At 43.7% G+C, this 26,838-nt stretch carries 22 protein-coding genes and 1 pseudogene; 17 read left to right on the top strand and 6 right to left on the bottom strand.

The genetic code is table 11. The features are described 5' to 3' along the window. Window positions 1-8 precede the first annotated feature (8 nt). The 6 genes from DWW52_RS12650 to DWW52_RS12625 form a co-directional block, all read right to left on the bottom strand. A complete protein-coding gene (locus tag DWW52_RS12650; RefSeq protein WP_118715875.1) occupies window positions 9-1,328 on the bottom strand; it encodes a TolC family protein in 1,320 nt (439 codons plus the stop codon). A gap of 289 nt (window positions 1,329-1,617) precedes the next feature. Beyond that, entirely contained in the window at window positions 1,618-2,307 is a 690-nt protein-coding gene (locus tag DWW52_RS12645) for a response regulator transcription factor (protein ID WP_099290923.1), read from the bottom strand. A gap of 56 nt (window positions 2,308-2,363) precedes the next feature. Next, window positions 2,364-3,911 (bottom strand): sensor histidine kinase KdpD, encoded by a 1,548-nt coding sequence (locus tag DWW52_RS12640; protein ID WP_118715874.1) that lies wholly within the window; start codon window positions 3,909-3,911, stop codon window positions 2,364-2,366. A gap of 206 nt (window positions 3,912-4,117) precedes the next feature. Beyond that, the gene (ruvB, locus tag DWW52_RS12635; protein WP_118715873.1) at window positions 4,118-5,143 is read right to left on the bottom strand and encodes a Holliday junction branch migration DNA helicase RuvB; all 1,026 of its coding nucleotides are present in this window, start codon (window positions 5,141-5,143) and stop codon (window positions 4,118-4,120) included. A 186-nt stretch (window positions 5,144-5,329) separates the two neighbouring features. Next, complete coding sequence (locus DWW52_RS12630; protein WP_118715872.1) at window positions 5,330-5,764, bottom strand: nucleoside deaminase; 435 nt, start codon at window positions 5,762-5,764, stop codon at window positions 5,330-5,332. Window positions 5,765-5,770: 6 nt separating this feature from the next. Further along, the gene (locus DWW52_RS12625) at window positions 5,771-7,228 is read right to left on the bottom strand and encodes a tetratricopeptide repeat protein (protein ID WP_118715871.1); all 1,458 of its coding nucleotides are present in this window, start codon (window positions 7,226-7,228) and stop codon (window positions 5,771-5,773) included. 227 nt (window positions 7,229-7,455) lie between these two features. On the opposite strand from DWW52_RS12625, the gene pgk reads away from it, so the two are divergent. The 17 genes and pseudogenes from pgk (at window position 7,456) to DWW52_RS12540 (ending at window position 26,817) form a co-directional block, all read left to right on the top strand. Continuing rightward, window positions 7,456-8,649, top strand: a complete 1,194-nt coding sequence (pgk, locus tag DWW52_RS12620) for a phosphoglycerate kinase (protein WP_118715870.1) — start codon at window positions 7,456-7,458, stop codon at window positions 8,647-8,649. A gap of 163 nt (window positions 8,650-8,812) precedes the next feature. Further along, window positions 8,813-8,992: pseudogene (locus DWW52_RS12615) on the top strand (succinate-semialdehyde dehydrogenase); the annotation flags it as partial. A 91-nt stretch (window positions 8,993-9,083) separates the two neighbouring features. Continuing rightward, window positions 9,084-9,677 (top strand): MarC family protein, encoded by a 594-nt coding sequence (locus DWW52_RS12610; RefSeq protein ID WP_118715869.1) that lies wholly within the window; start codon window positions 9,084-9,086, stop codon window positions 9,675-9,677. Window positions 9,678-9,807: 130 nt separating this feature from the next. Beyond that, window positions 9,808-10,611: a GIN domain-containing protein gene (locus DWW52_RS12605; protein ID WP_118715868.1), complete on the top strand. Its 804-nt coding sequence runs from the start codon at window positions 9,808-9,810 to the stop codon at window positions 10,609-10,611. Between the two features lie 22 nt (window positions 10,612-10,633). After that, a complete protein-coding gene (locus tag DWW52_RS12600; RefSeq protein WP_118715867.1) occupies window positions 10,634-11,443 on the top strand; it encodes a GIN domain-containing protein in 810 nt (269 codons plus the stop codon). A gap of 246 nt (window positions 11,444-11,689) precedes the next feature. After that, window positions 11,690-12,724, top strand: coding sequence for a sigma factor-like helix-turn-helix DNA-binding protein (locus tag DWW52_RS12595; RefSeq protein WP_118715866.1), 1,035 nt, complete (start codon window positions 11,690-11,692; stop codon window positions 12,722-12,724). Further along, the gene (locus DWW52_RS12590; protein ID WP_118715865.1) at window positions 12,717-13,052 is read left to right on the top strand and encodes a hypothetical protein; all 336 of its coding nucleotides are present in this window, start codon (window positions 12,717-12,719) and stop codon (window positions 13,050-13,052) included. The genes DWW52_RS12595 and DWW52_RS12590 overlap by 8 nt, the downstream gene beginning before the upstream one ends. A gap of 12 nt (window positions 13,053-13,064) precedes the next feature. Further along, window positions 13,065-13,574 (top strand): hypothetical protein, encoded by a 510-nt coding sequence (locus DWW52_RS12585; protein WP_118715864.1) that lies wholly within the window; start codon window positions 13,065-13,067, stop codon window positions 13,572-13,574. Next, on the top strand, window positions 13,555-14,484 hold the full coding sequence (locus DWW52_RS12580) for a M48 family metalloprotease (protein ID WP_118715863.1): 930 nt from the start codon (window positions 13,555-13,557) through the stop codon (window positions 14,482-14,484). The genes DWW52_RS12585 and DWW52_RS12580 overlap by 20 nt, the downstream gene beginning before the upstream one ends. Before the next feature lie 15 nt (window positions 14,485-14,499). Further along, window positions 14,500-15,945, top strand: a complete 1,446-nt coding sequence (locus DWW52_RS12575) for a hypothetical protein (RefSeq protein ID WP_118715862.1) — start codon at window positions 14,500-14,502, stop codon at window positions 15,943-15,945. A 46-nt stretch (window positions 15,946-15,991) separates the two neighbouring features. Next, window positions 15,992-18,256: a dynamin family protein gene (locus DWW52_RS12570; RefSeq protein ID WP_118715861.1), complete on the top strand. Its 2,265-nt coding sequence runs from the start codon at window positions 15,992-15,994 to the stop codon at window positions 18,254-18,256. 4 nt (window positions 18,257-18,260) lie between these two features. Further along, complete coding sequence (locus DWW52_RS12565; RefSeq protein ID WP_118715860.1) at window positions 18,261-19,253, top strand: dynamin family protein; 993 nt, start codon at window positions 18,261-18,263, stop codon at window positions 19,251-19,253. Window positions 19,254-19,265: 12 nt separating this feature from the next. Further along, window positions 19,266-19,769, top strand: coding sequence for a hypothetical protein (locus DWW52_RS12560; RefSeq protein ID WP_148315368.1), 504 nt, complete (start codon window positions 19,266-19,268; stop codon window positions 19,767-19,769). A gap of 92 nt (window positions 19,770-19,861) precedes the next feature. Continuing rightward, complete coding sequence (locus tag DWW52_RS12555; RefSeq protein WP_118715858.1) at window positions 19,862-20,452, top strand: RNA polymerase sigma-70 factor; 591 nt, start codon at window positions 19,862-19,864, stop codon at window positions 20,450-20,452. An 80-nt stretch (window positions 20,453-20,532) separates the two neighbouring features. Further along, window positions 20,533-21,600, top strand: coding sequence for a FecR family protein (locus DWW52_RS12550; RefSeq protein ID WP_118715857.1), 1,068 nt, complete (start codon window positions 20,533-20,535; stop codon window positions 21,598-21,600). A gap of 84 nt (window positions 21,601-21,684) precedes the next feature. Further along, on the top strand, window positions 21,685-25,269 hold the full coding sequence (locus tag DWW52_RS12545; protein WP_118715856.1) for a SusC/RagA family TonB-linked outer membrane protein: 3,585 nt from the start codon (window positions 21,685-21,687) through the stop codon (window positions 25,267-25,269). 12 nt (window positions 25,270-25,281) lie between these two features. Continuing rightward, entirely contained in the window at window positions 25,282-26,817 is a 1,536-nt protein-coding gene (locus tag DWW52_RS12540) for a RagB/SusD family nutrient uptake outer membrane protein (protein ID WP_118715855.1), read from the top strand. The last annotated feature ends 21 nt before the right edge of the window (window positions 26,818-26,838 follow it).

Here is a 26,838-nt window from a genome sequence, read left to right as displayed (position 1 = left end):
AGTGTATTTTAAAGTGTTCCTGATACATAGAGAAGTTTATAATAATGGAAAATGATATTGATGCGGGCATTCACCAACTGCTGTTCTGCCGATAATTTGGCAGCACTCGCATCAAGCATGTCTGTAATAAGCGCCATATCATTCTTGTACCGGTTATTTACAATCGTGTAATTTTGATTGGCCAACTCGACATTCTTAATTTGCGCGTTAAGCTGCTCGTGCGCTTCCGTGTACCTGATATAATCTGCCTTCACGGCAAGTTCCGTCTGTTCTTTCGTATCGTCGTATTGCTGCAATGCCCGGCGAGTTGTCAGCCGACTATGTTTTAACGATTTGTTCGACTTGTAAAGCGACGCGATGTTATACTTTATTCCCACACCCACGTACCAGTAATTGAAATTCTTATCTATGGGCGGAACCTCTATCGTGATCGGGCCATCGAAATGATTACTCGCGAAAAAAGCAACCTTGGGAAGCAAATCCGATCGTGTCACCCGCTCCTGCTGCTTGTTCATCTCCACGGTCAAAAAACTCTGCTGCAATGGCAACGAATGACGTAAAGCCCGTCCGGTCCAATGCTCGGCATCATTGATTGGCATAAAACGGGATACGAGCGTCGTGTCCGGCTCCACGTACGTTTCTTCCGGTAATCCTAAAATTGTAACCAAATTGTTATTCAGAATTGCAACGGAATTTCGGATTTGAGTACGAGCCAATTCCAGGTTTGAAAGTTGAAGTTCATACCTCGTAACATCATTTCCCAGAGCCACTCCCTCCGTATGCTTCGCTCGAATATCCGCGAGAACCTGACGAGTCTGCTCGATATTCTGCTCGTAAACCCGAAGAAGATTCTTTTGTTTAAATAGATCAAGGTAATAACCCACCAACATAAAACGCAGTTTATCCCGTTCGTTTTCAAGGGAAAGACCCGCCATCTTTTCCTGCAACTTGCCGATTTCTATCCCGCTATTCACGACTCCTCCCGCGTATATCACCTGGGATACCTCCAAGGCAAAATTGTTACCGAAATGCGGCATGGGCGCCTTCGTAGAATTCGAAAAATCACGATCCAACAAAATCCCGTTACCCAAAAAACTGGCAGAAATTGACACGTCCATATCAGGAAGACGGGCACTTTTAGCGATTTTCACATTCTGGGTTGCTTCCTCGATCATCGTGGAATACGGCCGCAATGCCTTCGCATTGCGATCAGCGATAGAAAACATTTCCTCGATCGTGACAACCCGCCTGCCCGTATTCTGGGCATGCACACACACTGTACATAACGACACACAGAGCATCGCTATGAACAAAAATAATTTGCTCATACGTTTTTATTAATGAATTATAGAATTAAATGAAAAAAATAGGAAAGATCAGATGCAACTACCAGGTATTCTCCATTCACCTCCCCACAGATGGGTAAAAGTTAATCGAGAAGGAATAAACACGTGATTATCAGGATACCTTTTATGTAACATCAAAGTAAATTTTTCATTTTTGCGGGTGCAAAGATACAAAAAATCGAAGAAAATCAGAACCGGAGAAAAGAACAATTTTTGCAAAAAAAATAAACGCTCCCGTTACCGGAAGCGCTCATTTTATCTCATTACGAGATCAAAGAATCAATTTATATCCCTTACCGTGAACATTGATGATCTCCACCGACGGATCTTTCTTCAAATGTTTACGCAACTTCGTGATATAAACATCCATGCTTCTGGCATTAAAGTAATTGTCATCAGCCCAGATATTCTTCAATGCGTAATTTCTCTCTAATACTTTATTCACATTCAAGCACAACAAACGAAGTAACTCTGACTCTTTCGTGGTCAGTTTTTGTTCTTCTTCCCCGTCAAACAAGGTTTGTTTCTTAGAATTGAATGTCAATTTACCAATCTTGAAGATTTCTTGTTCATCTTCCGGCTTCAACCCGGTTGATCTTCTCAACACGGCCTCGATACGAAGCAACAATTCTTCCATACTGAACGGTTTGCTCATGTAATCGTCGGCCCCCAGTTTGAACCCTTCCAACACATCCTCTTTCATTGACTTGGCAGTCAAGAAAATAATTGGAATTTCACTATTAATTTGTCTTACTTCTTTCGCGAGCGTAAAACCATCTTTTTTAGGCATCATCACGTCGAAAATGCAAATATCAAACGGTTCATTCAAAAACGTTTCATACGCGATTTCTCCATCTTCACATAAAATAGTCTCGAAACCTTTAGCTCTCAAATATTCTTTAAGAAGCATACCCAAGTTGGTATCATCCTCTGCCAATAAAATTTTAATTTTCTCATCCATAGCTATGTTGTTTTAAATAATTCTCATTTTTAAATTCTCTGAAAAAATATACGAAATTAGAAAAATAAGGTTCTCTTTATTTTTTGCTTTTTTACGGTTAATGGTAAAACAATATCAAAACAGCTACCTTTCTCCAGGGAGCTTTCCACGTCAATCCTTCCACCGTGAGCCTCAACGATTTTCTTCACATACGACAGTCCTAAGCCGAATCCCTTCACATCATGCAGGTTGCCCGTAGACACACGATAGAATCGTTCAAAGATCAACTTCTGATCTTTTTTAGCAATTCCTATGCCATTATCTATGACACTTATTACAATTTCTTTATCTTTATTACGAGTATAAATCGTAATTTCGGGTGGTTTCACGCAATATTTTATAGCATTATCAACCAGATTCGAAATCACGTTTGTCACATGCACCTCATCTGCAAGCACTTCATCTTGATCCGCCTCAAGATAAGCCGAGAATTTTCCGCCTTTATCTTCCACACGTAAGCTAAATTTAGGTAATAAATCTTCAATCAACTGATTCATATTTATATTCTTTAGCTTAAGTTTCATTCGCGTCTCCGAAAATAAAGCCGTCTGCAACACTCGTTCCACCTGAAAAGTTAAACGCTTGCTCTCGTCCCGGATAATGGTGGCCACACGGTCTATGGTCTCCGGCGTATTCGTCACGGCCCCGTCTTTCAACATCTGCGAAGCCAAAGAAATCGTGGCGATCGGAGTCTTGAACTCGTGGGTCATATTATTAATAAAGTCATTTTTTATCACCGATAATTTTTTCTGGCGAACGATAACGATCAGACAGAACACGGCACAGAACACGATAGCAATCGTGATCAGCAATCCCGGCAACACCATCCACGCCGATCCCGCGGTATCAGTAGAAGCATCCGGGAATTTCAAATACAAAACAGCAGAATTACCAGCTTCACCCGGGAAGATCTTCCGGTTAAGCGTAATATCATCCGCCACGTGATTCAAAAAATTCTTGGATGTCAGAATAAACTTCCCGTTCTCCTTGATTCCGAATTCAAAACGAGAACGAATCCCTGCATCCTTCAAAGAATTTCCGATAAAGCCGTACAGATTATTCAAATCTACCCGCCCCTCGATCAAATGCTTATCTTCTTTACTCTCCGGCACGAACTTATAATTCTCACCCGTACGCTCCTTCATCGCCTGTTGCAACTTGGTAATCGAAGTCGCCAGATTATCCTCCTTAAACTTGCTTCCCACAAATTCACTCACATCTTTCACCTCCGCCTCATCATCCACCAGGCAAAGCATCTTACCCAACATCAATTCGGGGTCATTTTTCAAAGCAACCTGCCGTTTCGGGTCAATGTACATCGGGGCATCAATCTCCATGCCCTTCTCTTTTGCCGACAACAGATTCTTATTCTCCACAAGTCTCCCCGCCTCCTCCTGCTTGCGAATATAATCGACCATATCATCCATAGCCCGGTTCACAGAGTAAAAAAATTGCTCTTTTTTTACCTCGTAAGCCGTCTGGAAATAACTGGCCTGGAGTATAATCAACCCCAGCAAGGATATACCAAACACAACTCCTAATATAATTATCTGTTGTTTTCTCATACACGCAAATTTAACAATTCAATTTTAACAATTAGCACGCTTAATACAATTTAACAAAAATATAACTCACTGAGATTCTTTCGTGTTCTATACTTTTTCAAAATCCATCAAGCTTACGGGCCATTCAGTTAACATTTTAACGTTAATAAAACTTATAAATTTATCACTTAATCAAACACTTAGACGTCATGCCATCTCTTAATCCATCAAAACAGCGAGGCTTGCCAATCATCAGTTTTTCGATTCTTCCGAAGATGTTTATAAGCTAAATCGGTCACTTCTCGTCCTCTCGGCGTTCTTTTTAAAAAGCCTTCTTTAATCAAAAACGGCTCGTACACCTCCTCCAACGTGCCCGGATCCTCACTCACTGCCGTCGCGATCGTGGTCAACCCGACGGGACCGCCTTTAAATTTATCGATAATCGTCAACAAAATCTTGTTATCCATATCATCTAGACCGAACTTGTCAATATTCAACGCCTCAAGAGCAAACGTGGTAATCTCCAGGTCCACCACCCCATTCCCCTTCACCATCGCGAAATCCCGCACCCGGCGTAACAACGCATTCGCGATACGAGGCGTCCCCCGACTTCTCGAAGCAATCTCCTTGGATGCCTGACTAGTGATCTTTGTTCTCAATATAGACGCCGAGCGCTCCACGATCCCCGTCAACACGTCGAGGTCATAATACTCCAGGTGACTGTTTATACCGAACCGGGCTCTCAACGGTGCTGTCAACAACCCGCTACGCGTGGTCGCCCCGATCAGCGTGAAAGGACTCAATTGAATCTGCACGGAACGGGCCGCGGGTCCCTTGTCTATCATGATATCTATCTTGAAATCCTCCATGGCCGAGTAAAGATACTCCTCCACGATCGGGCTCAACCGATGTATCTCGTCAATAAAAAGCACGTCATTCGGCTCCAGATTAGTCAACAATCCGGCCAGATCCCCCGGTTTATCCAACACCGGCCCGGAAGTAATTTTTATTCCCACACCTAGCTCATTGGCAATAATCGCCGACAAGGTGGTTTTTCCCAATCCCGGAGGACCATGCAACAAAACATGATCAAGGGATTCTTCCCTCATTTTCGCGGCCTGCACGAAAACCTCCAGGTTATCCACGATCTTCTTTTGTCCCCGGAAATCACTAAAACTCAATGGCCGCAACGCCTTCTCCAGTTCTTTCTCACTATCTGGCACATTTCCGGTTCTTATATCAAAATTACCCATGTACTAATCCGTTTTTATTAAATGCTAATTTAGAATGGTAAATGTACGTCAAAGCAATTGAAAATGCAAAATTGAAAATGAAATGATTTAGTGATTGCCGATTCAATGATCAAGTGATTATTAAAAACGTTAGCCTAGCGCGGATGGAATCACCTCATCGGGAATCACGAAATCACCGCATTTCTCTCATCTTTTCTTTGAGAAGAACTCTTTCACCAATTCACCGCACTCGTCGGCCAATACTCCGGTAACCACGTTTGTCCTAGGATGTAACACGGAAGGTGACAACCGGGCATATCCCCGATGCGGGTCAGCCGCACCATATACCAATTCTCCCAACTGGGCCCAAGCGAGCGCACCTCCACACATCACGCAGGGTTCAAGCGTGACATAAAGCGTGCAATCATTCAAATACTTCCCGCCCAACAAAGAAGTTGCCGATGTAATCGCAAGCATCTCGGCATGCGCCGTCACGTCATTCAATCGTTCGGTTTGATTATGAGCCCTGGCAATCACCCGATCTTTACAAACCACCACGGCACCGACCGGAATCTCTCCCTCTTCCCAAGCCACACGGGCTTCTTCAAGCGCTTTTCGCATGAACATTTCATGTTTATCCATACTATATTACCTTTTATGATTATGCTCTTTCAATTTCCCCCACGAAATCCACGTGTACACCAAAACCGAAGCGATCACCCCCACAGTCATAATCAATGACAACACCAACCACCAATTCGTCTCCTCTTGTTTCCGGTTCATCTCCTCTATTTCCCGAAGAAGTTTCTGATTCTTGTACCTTTCCAACACCCGACGATAACGACCGTCATCATAAACCGACTGGTACTCCTCCATGATCGAATCCCGTCGATAGAACACCTCGCAAAACGCTTGCCGATCTCCTTGTTCCTCGTAGTACTCGCACAATTGTTCCAGCACCTGCGCCTGCGCCAACTGACTCTCACGTGATTCTGCTTTCTTGTTGCCCGCCTCGTTCAAATAAACGATCGCCGAGTCCCGTTGACCATCCTCCCACAAACAACGCCCATAATTCAAATAGTTCACAAGCATCACCCGCGGTATTTTCAAGTTATTCACCTTGGCATATCCCTCGTAAAAATCAATCGCTGTCTTTAAATACACCAGAGCCGAGTCTCGCAATCCCTCCCGCATAAAAGAATCCGCTATCCGACAAAGTAACACGTTACGTAACCCTCCCCTCGTCTCGTTCTTCAATCCCAATTTCAATACATCCCGTGCTTTCTCGTGATACCCCAACCCCGAATATGCCTCGGAAACCTGCACCCCGTAACGTCCGAACCCGCTAGAATCCGGCAATTCTTTCAACACCTCTTCATACCACAGCAAAGCTTCTTCATGACGTCCTAACTTTTTCAAACTCGCGGCCATCTGCTCATAAAATGGTTTCACCTGATTCTTTGTCCGGGATCTACGCAAAAGACGATACGCCTCCTCGTAGCAAGCATATTGTTCTTCATACTCCTCTAAAACCCCGTGAAGACTGGCTTTCAGACAATACGTCTCGATTTGTCCTTTCACGTCCGACAGTCCTTTATATAATGACAACGCCTGACCTACCGCCGTAAATGCCCGCTCCATATTGATAGATTTAAAAAAACGGGCTTTCAAATAATAAAATTCGGCCTCGTCTTCGCGAGTAAAAACAATTCTTGACCGTACCGTGCTCATAAAACGAATGGCCTCTTCCGTACAGTCATCCCGCAAAACAAGCGAACCGTACAGACGTGCCAATTCCAATGCCACGGACCTTTTCAAGTCTCGCGGAGCAATCCGGAAGGCTTCCTGCAAATACACTTTTGCCCGGCACAACTGTTCTCGTTTCATCGAATAACGGGTTCCTGCCGTCAAAAGTACTTTCGAACGAAAAAACTTGGGTAAGTGCATCGCCTCATTTACCAAAGAATCAAACACAGGCGACAGCATCACAGAACTTTCCAATTCTCTGCACAACTCTTCGGTTCGCATCTTTTCACCTCTCCGGCACGAAGATAACAGCAACAACACCATTACCCCCAAACATGCCACAATCACATTTTGTCTCATCTTTGCTAGTTTCATCTCCGCCTACCCGATATACAATTTTCGTTACACTCACGACCACACTTTCTTTACAGAAGGTAAAAATACAAATTTTCACTCACATTTTTTCCAACCGGCCTTAAATAAAGTTCATGAACTTTTATAGAGCAAATTATTTTTTGGTTTAATATGATTTTATCCTTACCTTTAGCTGTCGATTAAGTAATTTACTCATTAAAATAACAATTGCTATGCAGACAATTGATAATTACAATTTTAAAAACAAGAAGGCGCTTATCCGCGTAGACTTCAACGTACCTTTGAATGATAAATTCGAGATCACCGACGACACCCGCATGCGGGCAGCCGTCCCCACGATCAAGAAAGTGCTGGCGGGAGGAGGTTCCGTAATCTTGATGTCTCACCTCGGACGCCCGAAAAACGGACCGGAAGATAAATTCTCATTAAAACATATCCAAAAACACCTGGAAGAATTATTAGGTGTACCCGTAAAATTCGCAGACGACTGTATCGGCGAAAGTGCAAAGCAACAAGCCGCAGAGCTGAAACCAGGCGAAGTGCTATTACTGGAAAACCTTCGTTTCTACAAGGAAGAAGAAAAAGGGGATGAAGGATTCGCCCAGAAACTGGCTTCTTTAGGAGATGTTTGGATCAACGATGCATTCGGTACAGCCCATCGCGCTCATGCCTCTACCGCGGTTATCGCTAAATTCTTCCCGAATGACAAACTATTCGGTTACGTGATGCAGGGAGAACTTGAAAGCGTGGATAAGGTGATGCATAACCCAACCCGCCCCTTCACGGCCATCATGGGAGGTTCAAAAGTATCCTCCAAGATTGAGATTATCATGAACCTCCTGGATAAAGTTGACAACCTGATCCTAGGCGGTGGAATGATCTACACGTTCAAAAAAGCCATGGGCGGTCACATCGGAAACTCTATCTGCGAGGATGACAAACTTGATCTGGCTCTCAACATCATGAAACTTGCTAAAGAAAAAGGCGTGAACCTCGTGCTTGCCGCTCAAACGGTTGCCGCCGATGCATTCAGCAACGACGCGAATACCCAGCTCGTTCCTTCCATGGAAATACCTGATGGCTGGCAAGGACTTGACATCGGTCCGGAAAGCATCGCCGCATTCTCCAAGATCATCGAAGAATCCAAAACGATTCTCTGGAACGGACCGGTAGGCGTTTTCGAAATGCCGAAATTCGCCGTGGGAACGAAAGCCGTGGCTGACGCTATCGTGAAAGCAACAGCAAAAGGAGCCTTCTCATTAGTAGGTGGTGGCGATTCCGTTGCCGCCATCAACCAGTTTGACTTGGCCGACAAAGTAAGTTACGTATCCACCGGAGGCGGAGCCTTACTGGAATATATCGAAGGTAAAGAACTACCGGGTATCACCGCGATTCGTGGGAAATAAACCCTATCGAAAATTCATAAATAAATGACCGGAAAATAATCCGGTCATTTTTTATATCCTCATCAACCATTCTCCCATCTCTCCCAACCAAGTCAACAACTCTTTATACATCAAGGGAAAAAAATCATTGAAAACCAACCCATTCGTGCAAAATAACGGACACTCGGCCGGAGGCTCCATTCAGAACGGCCTTCCCGTCAACAACACGCTGGGGTGCGCGAGCTGGGGAAACAACTCCATCTCGGAAAACTTCACCTATAAATACCTGTTAAACATCACGCGCATCACCCCGTTATCCGCCCGGATACACGTGCCGTCCGATGCCGAAATATGGGAATTATAAAAAATAATCGTAAATTTGTGGGATTACAAGTGTCAGTATCTTTTTAACGTACGTGCTACACTTGTAACCCGCAAATTTCATGAACAGGATTATGGACTTCAGTATCAATATAAAAGAAATATTCACCGCCTTCATGGTTCTTTTCGCCGTGATCGACATCACGGGTTCTACCCCCATTATCATCGGTCTCAACAGCGCCGGGAAAAAAGTCAGTGCCGAAAAGGCCGCCGGAATATCTCTTGTTATATTCATCGCGTTCCTCTTCGCTGGAAATGCCTTGCTAAAACTGTTCAACATCGACATCTCCTCCTTCGCCCTAGCCGGGGCACTCGTGCTATTCGTGCTTGCCATCGAAATGACGTTCAACATCGAGATATTCCAGAATGACGGCCCCGAAGGATCGGCAACTATCGTTCCCGTCATATTCCCCCTTATCGCCGGGGCGGGAGCTCTAGCCACCACGCTAACCCTCAAATCCGAATGTAGCGTATTCAGCATCATCATCGCCATCATCCTCAACATGATCGTCGTGTACGTGGTATTGAAAAACGTTTACCTCGTGGAACGCGTACTCGGCAAAGGAGGCGTTTACATCCTGCGTAAATTCTTCGGGATAATCCTCCTTGCCATGTCCGTGAAAATATTCACGTCCAACCTGAACACCCTTCTGGAATCGCTGACTTGATCCGGAAATATCATGTCATTACCTTCCAACATCCGCAACGGGGAAAAAGATTCCGATCTTATATCTTAATTTTAAAAAAGATGCTGTAACTTTTCACTACCTTTGATCGTCTGAGTATAAAAACAGCATTATGAAAAAAATCGCATCATTCCTTTTCGTCTTCTTCTGCGTGATCGCCACGACCTTCGCACAGGAACAAACCACCATTACCCGCTTCGAGGGGAAAAAGATCACCGGAATCATCAGCCACGGGGCTTTCGACATCACCATTACCCAAGGCACATCCACCAAGGCAACTGTAAACATTCCCGCCCGCTTGGAATCCAAATTAAAATTCTCGTTAGATTCGGACGGCATCCTATCCATCTACATGCAAGGACGAATGCATCATGAAAAAAATGATCGTTACACGGCGGAAATCGTGTGTTCGTCCTTAAAAAAGATCGAATTAAGCGGGGCTTGCAAAATAAACGCAACCGGAAATTTCACTTCCCGCATATTCAACGTAAACCTCAGCGGGGCTGCCAAGACAAACTTCGAAGGAAAGCTTACCATACAGGAAAAAGCTAAAATAGACCTATCGGGAGCCTCCCTCGTCAAAGGATATATCACTTCCCCGGAAATCTTCATCGAGCAAAGCGGGGCCAGTTCAATCACTTTTTCGGGAAAAACAACACGCTGCGAAGTGGAAGCATCAGGCGCCTCTAAAACAAATCTGGAGAAATTCCCGATCGACATCCTGAAAGCCGAAATATCAGGAGCCTCTAAAGCCCAATTCCTCGTGAATAAAGAAATCAGCGTACACGCATCCGGGGCATCCAAAATAACTTACATCGGAAACCCGGAAATCATAACCCAAGAATCCTCTGGAGCCTCCAAAATAAATAAAGTAGTAAAAAAGCCATCTGAAATCAACAAGGAATATCAGAAATAACCACAAGTAAAATCTCCGTGTCATGAAAAAAATCATATCGCTTCTCTCCATCCTCTGTTTAGCAATTACCGGGGCTTTCGCGCAGGAACAAGTCTCCATATCCCGCTTCCAAGGCGAAAAAATCACCGCCATAAAAGTGATCGGGGCATTCGAAGTCACGGCCCGACAAGGGGAATCCACGGGGATATCGGTCAGCATCCCGGCACGACTGGCGCAAAAATTAATCCTGACCCTGAAAAACGGGGAACTACTACTCAGCATGGAAGGAAAAGGCAAGTGGAAGAAGAACGACAAATGCAAGGCCGAAATCACCGTTTCCTCGTTGGAGAAAATCGAACTGAGCGGGGCCTGTTCTCTTGATTTCTCCAAAGAAATTACCACGGACAACTTCAAGGCGGAAATCATCGGGGCCTCATCCGTGACGTTAAACAATCCCATCCACGTGAAACAGGAAGCAAAAATAACCCTGACCGGAGCCTCGAAACTATCCGGCCAGTTAACCTCCCAAGAATTAATTTGCGAAATTCTAGGAGCCAGCCAATTGACCTTATCCGGAGAAAGCGAGCAAGGAAAAATCAAAGTTGTCGGCGCTTCACACGCTTACCTCGATAAATTCTTGATAAACATAGCCGAAATCAAAGTAACGGGAGCATCCAAGGCCGACATCCACGTTGTCAAGAAACTAAGCGCGGAAGCCTACGGGGTATCTTCCATCGCCTACACGGGTGACCCGGAAATCATAAAAATGGAAACCGCCGGTATATCCAAAATACTACCGAACCTCACCCTGACCCCTGCACAAGCCGAGAAAACAAGAGAAAAAATGAAATAATAAATAATTCAAAAAAATATCTCAAAAACACCAACGGCTCTCTACATCTTCGCCACGAGTGCTTCCGGGAAAGAAGCTTCCGACTCGATATGCTTACGGGAACCCTGCGGACAACCTTCTTGACGAAGAAACCTCTGAACAACAAGCATACAAATATTTAAAATTTCACTTCTTTATTTCCTATTTTTCAAATAGCTTTGCATAGATACAACATATTTTTGTACGGATGTGTGTGAAACGAATGATATGAAAACAGGGAATAAATACAGTAACCCGGAAGAGGAAGAATACCTCTCCGAACCGGAAGAGGAAGAGCATCAAGAGAATAATCGGGATATATCCCGCAACCTTAAACCCGATATCCGCCTCAGGAAGATCGGAAAGAAATACGCGGGCATCCCGGAAGAAGATTTCTATCAATTCATGCTTTACAAGTTCCGTCAGGATGACATGGATTTCATCATGGACATTTTCGAGGGAGCGGATTTCCTCGGACCATCAATATTGAAAGCCTACAAGAAAGATTACCGAGGAGAATTGACGTTCAGGGAACTGATGGATGAACTTTACCTTCACCTGAAAGAAAATGACTGGAAGGCCCTCTCGGATTTCAGGGGGGAATGCAGCCTGGTCATCTGGTTACGTTCGATCGCCTCCAATTTCTTCAAGAGATTTTACAAGCAAAATCACTTGAATCATCCAACTTCCCCAAAAGAACAATTCAACATCGAATCACCTTATGCCACGGAGTATGACGTGGTCAATCTCATCAACCGGATCAGCGAGGAAAAAGAAAAAAATCTACTTTTTTTGAAATACGTTCAGAGAATTCCCGACGAGGAGACTCTTATAAAAATGAAGCTGAAGGATAACAAGAGCCTCGAACGCCTCCACCGCTTGGCGATCGAACGGGCCGGAAGGATGGCCGCCCAAGACGAATTTCTGAGCGCTATCTTTTTCGAGCAAGTCAACGGGGGAGTAGCAACGGTCCCGTTATCCGCGGTAAATTTAAACCATCACCACGGGTTGCTTGAAGAGCCCGAATGGAGTTATAATTTAACGACAGAGCAAATGAAAGATATTGTAAGAAATACGATTTCAAAATGGAAAACGGAAACCTATCGACGGGTCATCGAACTCCGGCTTTTGGAAGGGAAATCGACCGAGGAAACGGCCGAGGAAATGGGAGTTACACCCGGTAAAGTGTATAATTACCTGAACATCGCTTACAAGCGATTGCTGACGGAGATTCAAAACAATAAAAATAAATACTATGCCTGAAAGATCGAAACAAACGAAGAAAATCACTCTTGACCAGATAGAGAAAATTCTTGACGGCAGTGCCTCAGCGGAAGAATCGCTTGCCGGATTAAGCGCGGCCGTCGCTAACGAAGAGGTGGGAGAACTACTGACATCGGAAACCCCGGAAAACGACAAGCAAGACATCCGTTTCTTCAACAATATGTTCGCGAAGTATGAAGACGAGATCAAACGTTTTATAGAGAAACGAGAAAAGGGTAAAGTCGTTAACGTTGATTTTAAACCGGGTAACATCGGAGTAGCCGCAGCCCTGCCCCCAATCCCATCAAAAAAGAAGAAAAAAAAATAAATATTACCGATCATGAATGAATTCAATCAGTTGTGGGACGAAGTCTCGATCATGGTAGATTTCGAGGCCAAAAGAATTAAAAACAGTTCAGGCAAAGTGAACGTGCAACAAATTGAGAACTACTATAAAATCGAGATTATTGATAAACTATGGTTCAATTTCACGTTTCCCAACAAATACAACAAGTGGGTATGTGATTATTACAGAGAAAAACCTGCCGTTCAACAAGCGATCAGGAAAGAGATGGACCATTTTTCTCCCGCCTCCCGGGGGAAACGGTCTATCGGATTACTCGCAACCGGAATCGTGATTCTCATTCTGGGACTTCTATCTTACGCGATCCCGGATATAAAAAACGTTGTCCCGCTCGGCCTGACGTTAATCGGGATCGGTCTCACGATAGGCGGGACGGTCAAAAACGGTAACTCCCGAAAGTATTGTGATCTGGCAAGCCTGACCGGAGAATTAAACCGAATAAAGAATCAAGTAAACACCCTCATACATGAGCATGCAAATATTTGACAACACGTATCTTTCCCTTTCCGAATACATGGAGAAAGAGGTCCAAGGGTTCAAGAAATTTATCGAACCCCCGTTGTACGTGACCGAACAGGAGAAGGAGTTTCTGGACAGTATCGCCAAGTTTAACGAGGTGGCACCGGGATTTATCAAGTACACGTTCAACGAGAGTAATATGCTGCGTATTCAAGTTCTCCGGAGCGTGCTTGACAGACAACCTGTTAACGTGAACAATAATTCTCGTCTTTTTGATATTATCACAACGCTGTGTAAAAATCTGGGCATCCCGATGCCGTTGGTATACGTGTATTCGGACGAGGATATATACCGGATGGAACGGGCTTTGGAGGAAACGAGTCTGAAAGGACAAGAGCTTTTCCAAAGCAACAACGCTTTTACCTGCGGGTCGAAGGAGATGTTGTATGTCTTTATTTCCGAAGAATTGATGGCAAAGACGGAATACACGGACTTGGAGATCATGGCCCTGATCGGGCACGAAATCGGGCACGCATTGGCGAATCACCCGATTAAAGGCAGTATCATGGCAACAGATTTGTCAACGATAACCAACCCGCAGGTGATTGCCCGGATCAAGCAATTGCAACAGAATAATCAATATTCCCGGTTGCAGGAGATCACGGCAGACCGGGCGGCGGTGATCGCTTGTCGCGACGCCGCAGCAGCTCAATCCATGATCAAGAAAATGAATAACCTGAACGAGGCTCTTTGGGATTATGATCATTCGGAAGCAAGTCATCCTAACGGAAAGACCCGCGCACAGGCGATCGAACTTTTCGGGAAATCGCTTCTCTATGCCCGTTGTATCGAATTGATCGATCACACGACCGTTGACAAGAGTGCTTATCTTTTGTCAGCCCGTGATTTGCAAGCAGAAATCATGAAAATCATCTAAACCTATAAACCCGTTATGAGTGACAAAAATGATATATTGATTCCGGATCTACCCGGAGAGATCGGTTCGAAAGTGCAGGAGATGGTTGATCTCATTCCCTCTTCCGAGAAACAAGTATGTATTGCGTGTAGTCGGGATATTGAAGCCGAGGTCTGCTCGCTGTTCTCGGGGATGCTTCATTCCGGGATGTTTGAAGATTACACGTTTGAATTTTCTTCTATCGGCAACGACGAGGATATTTCCCGAAATGCACCTGTAAACCGGGCGGCACGTAATGTACTCGTGATGGATGCACAACACCTTCTGAAAGGTTCAGATGTAGCCTTACTTGATTACATCGCAGCTCACGATGCGCTCCGGGCCGGGCTGGCGATCGTGCTTCTTCACGCTCACTTGCTCCCTTCCGTGACAGAGGCGGTAGCCACCGTGGAAAAGGTGTTGGAGGTAAAAGGGATCACGGCTCCCGTACACGTGGAAGGCAAAGGGAATACCGGGGTGTGGCTCGTGCAGCATTTCATATCAAATCCGGTTAACCTGGATGATGTGGCTCGCGAGAAAGCACGTGATATAGACGTTTTCGTGCAGGCTTCTTTGGAAGAACAGTTAGCCCGGGTGGAGGGCAAGCTGGAAACTCTCGAACAGGCTATCGCTCGTTTCAAAGAACGGCGGGAATCGTTCGAGGTGTACGCAAAACAGCTTGACCTGACGTTATGGGTGAAGATTCAGAATTACTGCTCGACTCATTTTGACGAGGATATCACGAAGTTCGCCCGGGAAGCTCGCTTACTGATTGACAAGGAATTGCATGCGATAGATGTTCAGAAAATACAATTTTATTTCAGCCCTTATCTCAACTACCTGTGGGGAGAGTTCTTATGCAACGAGATCAGGAAGACGATGGACGTGGTGCGTGATGACATGGAATACAAATTGGCTTCGTTGACAGCGAAGTACAAAAGCTATTTCGGGAAAGAGATGGATGTTTTGCATCTGGAAGCGGACGGGGTTCGTGCGGGAAATCAACCGATCAGTTTCGACACGGTCGATTTGTATAACAATTCGATCAAGAACGCGGTTGAAGGCGTGATTCGTAACGTACTCGTGTTCGTGGCCAGTTTTCATGGCGGATTCTGGGGATATTTGCTGGGAGAGGTCGTGACGAATATTCTCATGAAGCTTTTTGGCGGCTTGCTGAAGATTAAACGCAGTAACACGGAACTCGTGCAACTTTACTCGGAGGCATTGACCCAGCAGTTTCAAGAAGGGCTTGAACACATCAAAACGCAACTCAAAGAGACGCTGATGCCCTTGCTGGAGAGAAATTTCAAAAATTCTATTCACGAGATCAAGGAGATGTTCCTGAAAAATATCGACGAGCTCGGACAACAATACGAGGGGGAAAGGACAAACCTTCTGGCTCGTCAGGCGGAGTTGAAGAATTTGCTAAATAAGATGATTTGAGTGTTATAAAAACAGTTGGTTATACAAAAATAATCTTTAAGATTGTATGAACGTAAAAGAATTTAACGAGACGGTTAACGTTTGCAACAAGTCTCTTCAAGATGTATTACTTAATATCGGTCATGAAGCACCCGCGTTGCAGTCCGCGGCTACGATCGAATACGCCGAAGCTATAGCGAAAGAATCCGTACGTAATAACATGGGACTTGTACGGGTGCTGTTCTTGGGAGCATCAAATTCGGGTAAGAGCGCGCTGATCAACAATTTGGCACGTAAGATTATTGTCCCGGAGGTAATTCATACCTCGACGCTCATGCCTACCTGGATCGGACGCACGGAGGATTACGCGAACGAGGGGGTTACGGTGAACTATTTTGATATTGACAAGGAAGGACGCCGGAAAGGTAGTTTGAAATCCAAACGGGAGACGATTGATGATTTTCGCTGTTATTATTGTTACACGGAGAAAGATTTGGCCGATCGTGATCGTCTCGTGAAACCCGATCGCTTTAAAAGTATGGAACTGAACGAGGCTTATATTTCGCTTCACGAGGTGGAGGGTGCCTGTAAAGATTACGCCCTCGTGCTTGTCGATACATTGGGGAACGGGGCTTCAAGCGTGGATGACGAGAAGGCCCAACACAACATGAAGAATTGCGATTTCGCTTTCGTGTTGGTTGATTCCCTTGGGAATCTCACGGATCAAGATATTGATTTTTTCGGTTCCACGCTTTTTAACCCGAAGGTTTCCAATATCAAGCCGGAGCATATTATTTTTGTCATCAACAAGATCGACCTGTCTCCCTCTCGGCATGGTTCAATCGAGAATTGCAAGAACAATATTGCGGCCCTGTTGAAAAAAGCCTATTCCGGTAAAGTGCCCAAGGAACTTTATGAACGATTGTGTTCGCAGATCGTGACTTACTCCGCTTTATATAATCGTCTGGCATTTTGCGGCGTGTATCCCTACAAGGAAGATGCCATTAAAATCAATGGCCTGAATCGAAAGGAGTTGGAAACTTCGGATGAAAAAAAGGTGGAGACCATTCGCACGATCGTGAAGGAGAAGGAAGAATTTGAAGAGGAAAAATCCTATCTGCCCAAGGAAATGTTACTTAAAAAGGGGTATTACGAGGATTTTAACGCCATATTGGGCAAGGTAATCGGCAACATGTTCGCTGACGGTACGATCTATGATAATCACCTGAACGGCACGAAAGAGATGGCGATGAATATTCGGCTGGCGATTCAGAATAGGATCAACGCCCTCGCATCAAATGCCGAGGCGATCGAGGCAAAGATAGCGGCATTCCAGAAAGCGAAAGAGACGATCCAGACCCTTTCCGGCAATTACGAACAGGAGAGCGAAACGATCGCCCGCAACTTCCCGTCGGAAGTCGATACGTATATCAAGCATCATTCCCAACAATTGCTTATTAGCGCAACCGTGGGGATCAACAAGATGATTGACGGGATCAAAATAGATGTCCCTCATGGTAATTACACGCCAAAGTCTTTGAAGGAGCTGACTTCCATCGAGATTGAAAATGACTTTTTACCTTCCCTGCTTAAACCGGTTCCCAAGATTGTCGATTTGATATGTAACACGATTAGCGCAAATATATTCACTCCCGTACAAACAACCCGGCAAACCCCGTATCGCCAGATCGTGGATAAGTTATCACAATCCATGAATAATTATATCACGTCTGTATTGGATGAGATTCGCACTATCAATTCGGATAACAAATTTAAGGTTACCGTGGTGAACAAATCTATTTTCGAGAAAAAGATCAGCGACAGCCTATACGAGATGAGCGTGCTTCTGATTATTATTATCCAGAAACAGATTGACGAGATCATCAACACGTCGATCTCTTCGACGGTCAGGAAATCGTTACGCGGGTGGTGGACTAGCGTGAAGATATTTTTCGGAGGCGGTAACGTAGATAAGATGTTCGAGAAGATGGAGGAAGCAGCTCGTACAGAGTTGCGGAACAAGATAAATTCGGATATTGCCGGACGTTTGGTTCGTTCGGAAGGTTTTCTGGGCAAGGATGCTACCCTGAATTTGTATAGCCTTCTTTCGAAAGCCACCCGCGAATGTGATAATATGGTCAAACTTTATCTCAGCAATATCGAACACGAGCTTAAGGCTCTTCGCGATCACCTGCAGGAGAATCAGGGGCGTATAGAGTTCTATCGTGATTTTGCCACGGAGAAGGTGAATAAACCCCTGGATCACGTGATCAAGGAAATTGATCGGTTGCGCGCGGACGTGATCGCTAACGGGATAGATACGATAAATTAGTGCCATGGCAACTCTTGATATAGAAGAAATAACCGAGATTCAGAAGCACCTGCTACTTTGTAAATCTTTATCTTTCCGCCGTAAGTTGGCCCTTGATTTAGGACTGTACAAGGTGGTAGTGGCGGGGACTTCGAATTCCGGGAAAAGTACGCTTGTCAATGCACTCTCGGGTCGGGAATTACTCCCGGAATCCATGTCTACGAGCACAAAAATCACGACTTATATCGGGCGTTCGTGTCTCGGGGCTAGCTATGATGTTATCGTTATGGGAGGCCAGGACAGGACACGGCAACACATGGAATATGACGCTTTTCTTCGCAAGTATGTTTATGGTTTGAAAGAAATTTATCAGGGGGAGCAAAGTGCCGAGAATTTAATGTCGGGATTCGTCAATTGTTCCCATGATTTGACGGATCACGGGGTGTGCCTAATTGACACGATCGGTATCGGGATTAATGACTACGACGTGAAACGCACGGCTGAGATTATGCGGGAGGCTGATGTTGTCGTGTTCCTTTATGACGGTTCCAAGCATGGAAATCTCACCAGTGACGAAATTGATTTTCTCAAAGCAACGTTGTTCAAAGATAAGAAACGGCCGTTGTTGCCTTACGAGCGAATGATTTTTGCCCCTAACAAGATGGATTGTGTCGCCTCGACGGCTCAGATCAAACAGATATTAAGTTATGATCTTGGTAATTTCGTCCCATCGGGTTCCGGGGAATGGCAGCAACTCGTGAAGAATATTTTCCCGATTTCAGCCCGCTATCACCGTTTGGCTCAAGTGGGAATCGCGAATTACTCGGCCGTGAAGGATTCAATGACCAGAGCCGAATTGATGAACAATGATTTTGAAATTATACAAAACGCCAGTTTTCGAAGCGGTGATTATAAAAAATACCTGAAAGAACGGTCGGGAGTGAACTTTTTAGTTGATCGTATCGTTGATATATTAGGAGATATCGACATAGACGATATTATAGATAAATATATTTAAATGCAACTTGTTATGGATGCGTATTTAGTAGATCAGTTCAAGACACTATGGGACGAGGTAAAGGTCATGGTGGATTTCGAGACCAAACGGTTGGTAGGGATGCACGATCAGAATATCGTGAAAAAACTCAACGGGTATTACGTTTATGAAATTCTTCGCGGCTTGTGGTTCTCCGAATCATTTCCCAACAAGTATAATGCCTGGTATGCCGCTCTCGCCGAGGCTGACCATCTCCGTGCGGAGAAAGTTGAAAAGATTTTGATGAAAAATAATGCTCTTCTGGATGATAATGATGAAGATCGGCTTGTGCGTAACGTGATCACGGGAGGATTGACGGGAACCGGATTGTTCGCCGCTCTTGCCAAGAAGCCCAAATTGGCATTGTTTATGCTTGGAGCAGCTTTGATTACCTTCTTTTTCACGGGCAATGAAAACAAGATTATCGCCGAGGCTCAATCTTTGGTAACGAAGCGTTTGAACGAGATCGAAGATCGGGTACTTGAGGTGTTGGAATAAAGAACATATATTTGCTAAATGCAAATAATTTCAATATATTATATATATTTGCATGATAAATCATAGATGAGCTGGTAATAAAGTAAAGGCCTATGCATGATGATGCAAATTTAGATGGTGCTGAATTAAAGGCTATCCTAGAGGGACATTCAAAATCTTTCGAAATATTATTTCGAAAGTATTACCAAGAATTGTGTGGTTATTGTATGGGTATTCTGGGTGATTCCGAGAAAGCGGAAGATGTAGTACAAGATGCATTTGTTTATTTGTGGGAAAATAGACGAAAGATAAATATAAAAGTGTCATTAAAATCTTATTTATATCAATCCACACGAAATGGTGCATTGAAAGTGTTGAGAAGCCAAGCGTTAGAACAACGCCACGCCCCTCATTTGACTGAATTCATAGAATATCTGGAACAATCGGAGTTTTCCGAGGATGAACTTGCCGGTTTGGATAGAGTTGAACGGGCGATAGAAGAATTACCTTCGCAATGCAAAACTGTTTTTTTGATGAGCCTAGTAGACGGGAAAAGCTATCAACAGATCGGGGATGAATTGGGAATTTCGTTGAACACGGTAAAAACGCATATTAGTAAAGCTTATCGTCTGATTAGAGAAAAAGTTCGGATCGTTAAAAAGATTTCCCTGCTTATGTGGTTATATTGCAGGCGATTAAAATAAAATTTTCGTTTTGCCTTTATTTTTTTCATTTTCCAGTCACCCTTTTGGAGTAGTTGTGGCCCTTAGGAAAAAATGAATACATGAAAGATGAATTGGATTATTCCATTCATCGGGTGAGCAACTCGATGAAGAAAAAGAAATATGATGAAGATGACGGATGGAAAAAGATCAAAAAAAGAACTCTTGATCGGCCCAAATTTCGTATGCCGCGCACGTGGATAAATTCGGCAGCGTGTTTGGCTGTCGTATTGGGAGGAATTTTATTTATCCATGAAAAGTTGAAACAAGAGCGAACAGTCGTACTGGTACAAAACGAAACATCACGACAAGCCGACACGGCAAGGGTCGAGTTGATTTTGGCCAATGGTAAAAGCGTGGATTTAAGGAACGTGAATCATCTGCACGAAGAAGAACTGGGGATAGACATCGTGCGTGACAGCACCAATGATCAATTGACGTTTCGGACACGAGAAGAAGCGTCGGATGAAATTCGTTATAATCGTTTAATGGTACCCAAAGGCTCTGACTTTACTTTTAGATTACCGGATGGGTCTTTGGTTACGATTAACTCGGAATCGGTTTTATCGTTTCCAGTACAATTTCCCACAGATTCACGGGTTGTCTATCTGGAAGGAGAAGCTTATTTTGAGGTGGCAAAAGACGTGGAACGCCCGTTTACAGTGTGTGTTGAAGGGGTGAACGTGACAGCTTTGGGAACAGAGTTTAATATTTCATCGGTAGGCGGAGACGGGGAGGTTTTTACAACTTTAGTGAATGGCTCGGTGCGGGTGAAAAACGAACAGGGGAAAGAGTGTATTTTGCAGCCCTCTCAACAGGCCGTTTGCCGGAGAGGTGATGAGGAGATAGGCGTACAGGAAGTGAATACGGCTCTTTATACTTCCTGGAAGGATGGGTATTATATGTTCGACAAACAGCCTCTGGAAAAGATCATGGAAACATTAGCACGCTGGTATGATGTCAAAGTATTCTTTGCCGATCCGCAAGTAGCCGGAATCCGTTTTTCAGGACGGGTGAAAAGATACGAGGATATTTATAGCGTGTTGGAAATGATTCGCTTGACAAATGACGTGGCTTTCGAGATCGACGGACAGAATGTCACGGTAAGTTATAAAGAAAAACGGAAATAGTGCTATTATTTCCGTTTTTGGTAACGTCTTAAGGTGCCGGCAAGCACCTGTGGACAATAGTTTAATAAATTCTTATACAAATGTATGAAAAAAAATTGGTTTAACACCATATCGGAGATATGGTTACGAAAAATGTTATGGCTTATGAGGCGCTTGGCTTTTATGATGCTGTTTGGAGTGTTTGCCACATCGGCAAATGTTTATTCACAAGAAGGAGTCATCAGTTTGAAAATGAAAAACGTATCGCTAGTGAAGCTTTTCGAGGAAGTGACACGAAAAACGGGTTATGATTTTTTGTATAATTATGACGCGATGCAAAAAAAGGGGAACGTGAACGTGGATGTGAAATCAGTACCATTGAAAGATTTCCTGACAGGGGTATTAGAGGAAAAGGGATTGGAATATGAGTTTCGCGATGAGGTGATTATCGTGCAGAATAAAGAGCAGGTTGCAGACTCGAAACCGATGGCCCAAGTGGTAAAAAAACGTACCGTTTCGGGAACAGTGAAGGACACGGACGGACTACCGGTTCCGGGCGCATCGGTGATTGTCAAGGGAACACAGATCGGAGTTGCAACGGATGTAGACGGGAAGTTCCAGATCAAGGTTGACGATCGCCAAGACTTGGTTTTTCAAATTACTTTTGTGGGGATGAAGAGCAAGGAGGTAAAAGTCGGGAATGTAAAGGTCTTGAATATTGTACTAGAGTATGACACGAAAGCTTTGGAAGAGGTGATGATAACCGGTTACCAAACGATTTCACGGGAGCGAGCCACGGGGGCCTTCGATATCGTGTCAGCCGACCAGCTATCCAAACCGACTTCGGATATTGCCACACGTTTGATTGGAACAATGGCGGGGGTACAGAATCGTTTGGACAGTGATGGTAAGTTGGTATTTGAGATTCGCGGCCAAACGAGTTTGAACACGGATACCCGTCCGTTAGTTGTGATAGACGGTTTTGCCGTAGAGGATGATTTCAGTTCTATCAACCCGAATGACGTGGAGAGCATGACCATTCTGAAAGATGCGGCAGCAGCTTCTATTTGGGGAGCACGATCGGCTAATGGCGTAATCGTGATAACGACGAAAAAAGGGAAAGCGAATGCCGCAAAAGGGATGAATGTCAATGTTTCGGCTTTTGTAAAAATATCACCAAAGCTGGATTTGGATACTTATTATCCTTTTGTTTCTTCGGAAGAAGTGGTAGAGTATGAAAAACGCGGATTTGCGACAGACTTTTTCGGAAGTTTTTGGGGACCGATTGACGATAGTTACCTGAATGTGACCGAAGATTATTCACAGGCGGTGGTCGCATTAAATGAAAACCGGTTGGGATACATGTCGGATGATGAAATGAACCGTATTCTGGAACAATTGAAAAAACAGGATAACCGCAGTCAAATAAAAAAATATCTGTTACAATTGCCAATCACGCAACAGTATAATGTAAGTATATCAGGAGCTACCGAAAAAATGAATAACGTACTTTCACTGATGTACGAGAACGAAAAGGATTATTTCAAGGAGAATAACACAGACCGGGTCTTGATAAATTATAGAACAAGCGCAAAATTATTCCGTTGGCTGAATTTCGATTTTTCCGGGATGTTCCAATACAAAAAATTGGATAACAGCGGTTCCAGCAATGGTATTTTGAGTCTTTCTCCTTACGATATGCTGGTAGACGAGAATGGAGCACGTCTGCCTGTCACTTACGGGTATTATACTCCTATACTGGAACGCCATGTGCCGACAGAAAATTTCCCTTATTCCGATTGGACTTATAATCCAATTACAGAAATTGAAAACCGAGAGGTACTTTCTAAACAGTTGAATGCAAGATTCCAAGCCGGATTAACCATAAAATTCTGGGAAGGGCTTTCGTTGGACTCAAAGATTCAATACGAGATGTTCAATACGAATAATTCAAGTATTTATAACGAGAAAACTTTTACAACTCGTCGAACCGTGAATCAGGCCGCATCTTGGGATAAAGTAACCAATAAAGTGACCCCGAATATTCCACTAGGAGGTATCAAGCATATGTCAAAATCAGAACTTAACGCTTATAGTTTCCGCAATCAATTGAATTTCAATCGTAACTTTGCAGATAAGCATGAGGTGAATTTTATTCTCGGCACGGAGATCAACCAACGTATTACGCAGTCTACCAACTATCCGATGACTGTCGGATACGATGATGACAAATTAACTGTCGGAATTTATCCCAACGGGGTAACAGGAACAGAGGACTGGATGGGAAGCAGGCAAAATTTCTCTTATACCAATGAATTTTCGTACGAAACCGACCGTTATTTTTCATTGTTCGGTAATGTTTCTTATACTTATGACGGTAAATATACACTCTCCGGCAGCGTACGTACAGACGCATCAAACCTGATCACGGATGACCCGAAATATCGTTATGCTCCTTTTTGGTCGGTGGGAATCGGCTGGCAAATCGGGAAAGAAAATTTCATGAAGGATATGGAGGCTTTAGACCGTTTGAACATACGTGTTACTTACGGGTATAATGGGAACGTGGACAAAACGACCTCCTTCCGTCCTTTGATTGATATTTCCGCTACCCAAAATACTTACACGCACGAGATCACGTCCAGCATCAGCAGCTTTGGTAATCCCACGTTAAGATGGGAAAAAACAGGAACCTGGGATGTTGGTATTGATTACTCTTTCTGGGGAAACAAACTAAGCGGAAAACTGGATCTTTATAACAAGAAGGGGAAGGATTTGATCACCTCGATGACAATTCCGGCTATCAATGGAACCCGGTCGCAAAAATTAAATACGGCACAGATGATAAATCGCGGTTTTGAATTGGAGGTAAGTACACGTATACCGATTTTAGCCTCGAATATTGTTTGGACCGGAAGTCTGAATTTCTCGTATAACAAAAATAAAATCACGAATCTTTACAGGGTAACTTATGGTTCTTATGATTTGTATTCCGGAGGTTCATCTGCCTACGTAGAGGGATATAACGCCAATACATTGTGGGCGTACAAGTATGCAGGCGTGGTAAATAGAGGTTCGGAGGATGATCCTTATTGGCTTCCAGCTATTCATGGCGCTGAAGGGGAATTGTTTGATTTTTCAGACTGGACTTCAGGAGATGCACGGGATTACATGGTAAACATGGGTACAAAGGTTGCCCCATATACGTTGGGTTTCTCCAATTCCTTCAAAATTTACGATTTTGACTTGTCGTTTATCATCACCGGTAAATTTGGACACAAATTCAGACGTTGTTCGTTTAATTATCCTGATATGTCAGGTGGTTACGCCATGCCGAATAAATATTACAAGGAGGTATTGGAATCCGACCCGATGGATATGGTACCGATTCCGTTTGACAGGCGAGAAGAGTCTTATTTGTACTGGAACAGTTATTACCCGTATTTGGATTACCTGGTGGAGAATGCTTCGCATGTCAGGATTCAGGAAATTAATCTCACTTATAATATGCCGACACGCTTGTTGTCAAAAATCGGTATTTCTTCCTTGCAAATTTATGTACAAGGAAATAATCTTCACACATTTGTCGCTAATAAATACGACGAAGATCCGGAATATCCGACAAGCATGAATGGAGGAACTATCCGCCCGAGGGCTTCATACACATTGGGATTGAAATTTAATTTTTAAAAATAAGGCATTATGAAACAAAGATATAAATTCATGTTATGGATATCGGTTTGTTTACCGCTAATGGTTTCTTGCGACGAATATCTTGACGTGCAACCTTCTAAAACGAGTTCTCTGGTCCCCACGACGCTAGAACATCTGGAGACCTTGTTGAACGATTACGATAGTTTTTATCAAGAAACGAATGGAACAGCTATTTACAGTAGCGATGACTATGGATTGTACAAGGAAATCTATGAAGCGAAATCCAACGCTTACGGTATTACGACTGTTGAGTTTGCAACTTGGGACATCGAGTATTTGCCAGGTAGAGGGGATGGCCTCTGGACAAGTGAATATAAAAAAATCTTTACGGCTAATATGGTGTTGGAAAATTTAAACAGAGTATCCGGCAATGCAGAACAAAAGAAAGTTTTGGAGGCAGAAGCTCACCTGATAAAAGCTTATAGTTATTGGATTTTGGCAAATACCCATTGCCTGCCTTACACGGAAGCCAATAAACATGAAATGGGTTTAGTTCTGAAAAACTCCGTAAATTTTGAAGAATCCCCTACCCGAGCCACACTGGAACAGACTTACACGATGATTGAACAGGAATTGGAAGGAGCCTTAAAGTTACAAAACCCTTTGACTGTTGTTAATAATAAATTCCGGACCTGGCGAGGTAGCAAACCGGCTGCAGACGCATTCGCGGCACGCTACTATCTTTTCCGAAATAATTACGCAGAAGCGTTGAAATATGCCAGTTACGCACTGGAAGGACATGATGAACTCATGGATTATAATGTTGATATGAGATATAGCGCAAATAAATCGGAAGTGACGATTAACCCCAATACAGATAAAGAAATCGTGGAGATAAAATTCCCTTACACGCACGATAATCAGATAGATATGACGGATATGATGGAATGGAAGGAATTCTATTATTTCCGGATGTTGAGTAATTCTTCATGGTGGTATATACCAAGCAAAGAATTACTAGCACTTTACGATCGGGACTATGATCTGCGCTATAAATATCACATGGTAGAAAATTATTCTTATGATAGGGGAATGACTTCTCCTGCATATGCATATCCGGGATATATCTTCTTTTATAAAGACCGGATCCCTTCAGGCCCGACGGTTGCCGAAATGATCCTGACAAAAGCAGAATGTCAGGCAAGGATGGGAGATTATATCGAAGCAATGAATACTGTAAATGTTTTACGAGAGAAACGCATAGACAAAAATGCACCTTCCGATAAAATTAAATTGTCGGCATCATCACAGACGGAAGCGATTTCCAAAATTTTGCAAGAACGTCGCCGGGAAATGCCGTTCTCCACACGTTGGTATGATATCCGGCGTTTCAATAATAATGAAGATCCGGATGATGATGTGGTTTTAACTCGTGAATTTTATCCTTATACGAATTTTGGTATTTTAGGGAAAGAGACTCTAAAAACATATTCGCTAGATAAAAATTCAAGACGTTTCGCTGCCCCAATCTTAAACACGGAGATTGAGAGCAGTCTCGGAAAGATTCAACAAAATATTTATTAACGTAGAGAAATTATACTAGGA

The organism is Odoribacter sp. AF15-53 (assembly GCF_003479425.1).
GTDB lineage: Bacteria > Bacteroidota > Bacteroidia > Bacteroidales > Marinifilaceae > Butyricimonas.
This window is presented reverse-complemented; position numbering and strand designations above follow the sequence as displayed.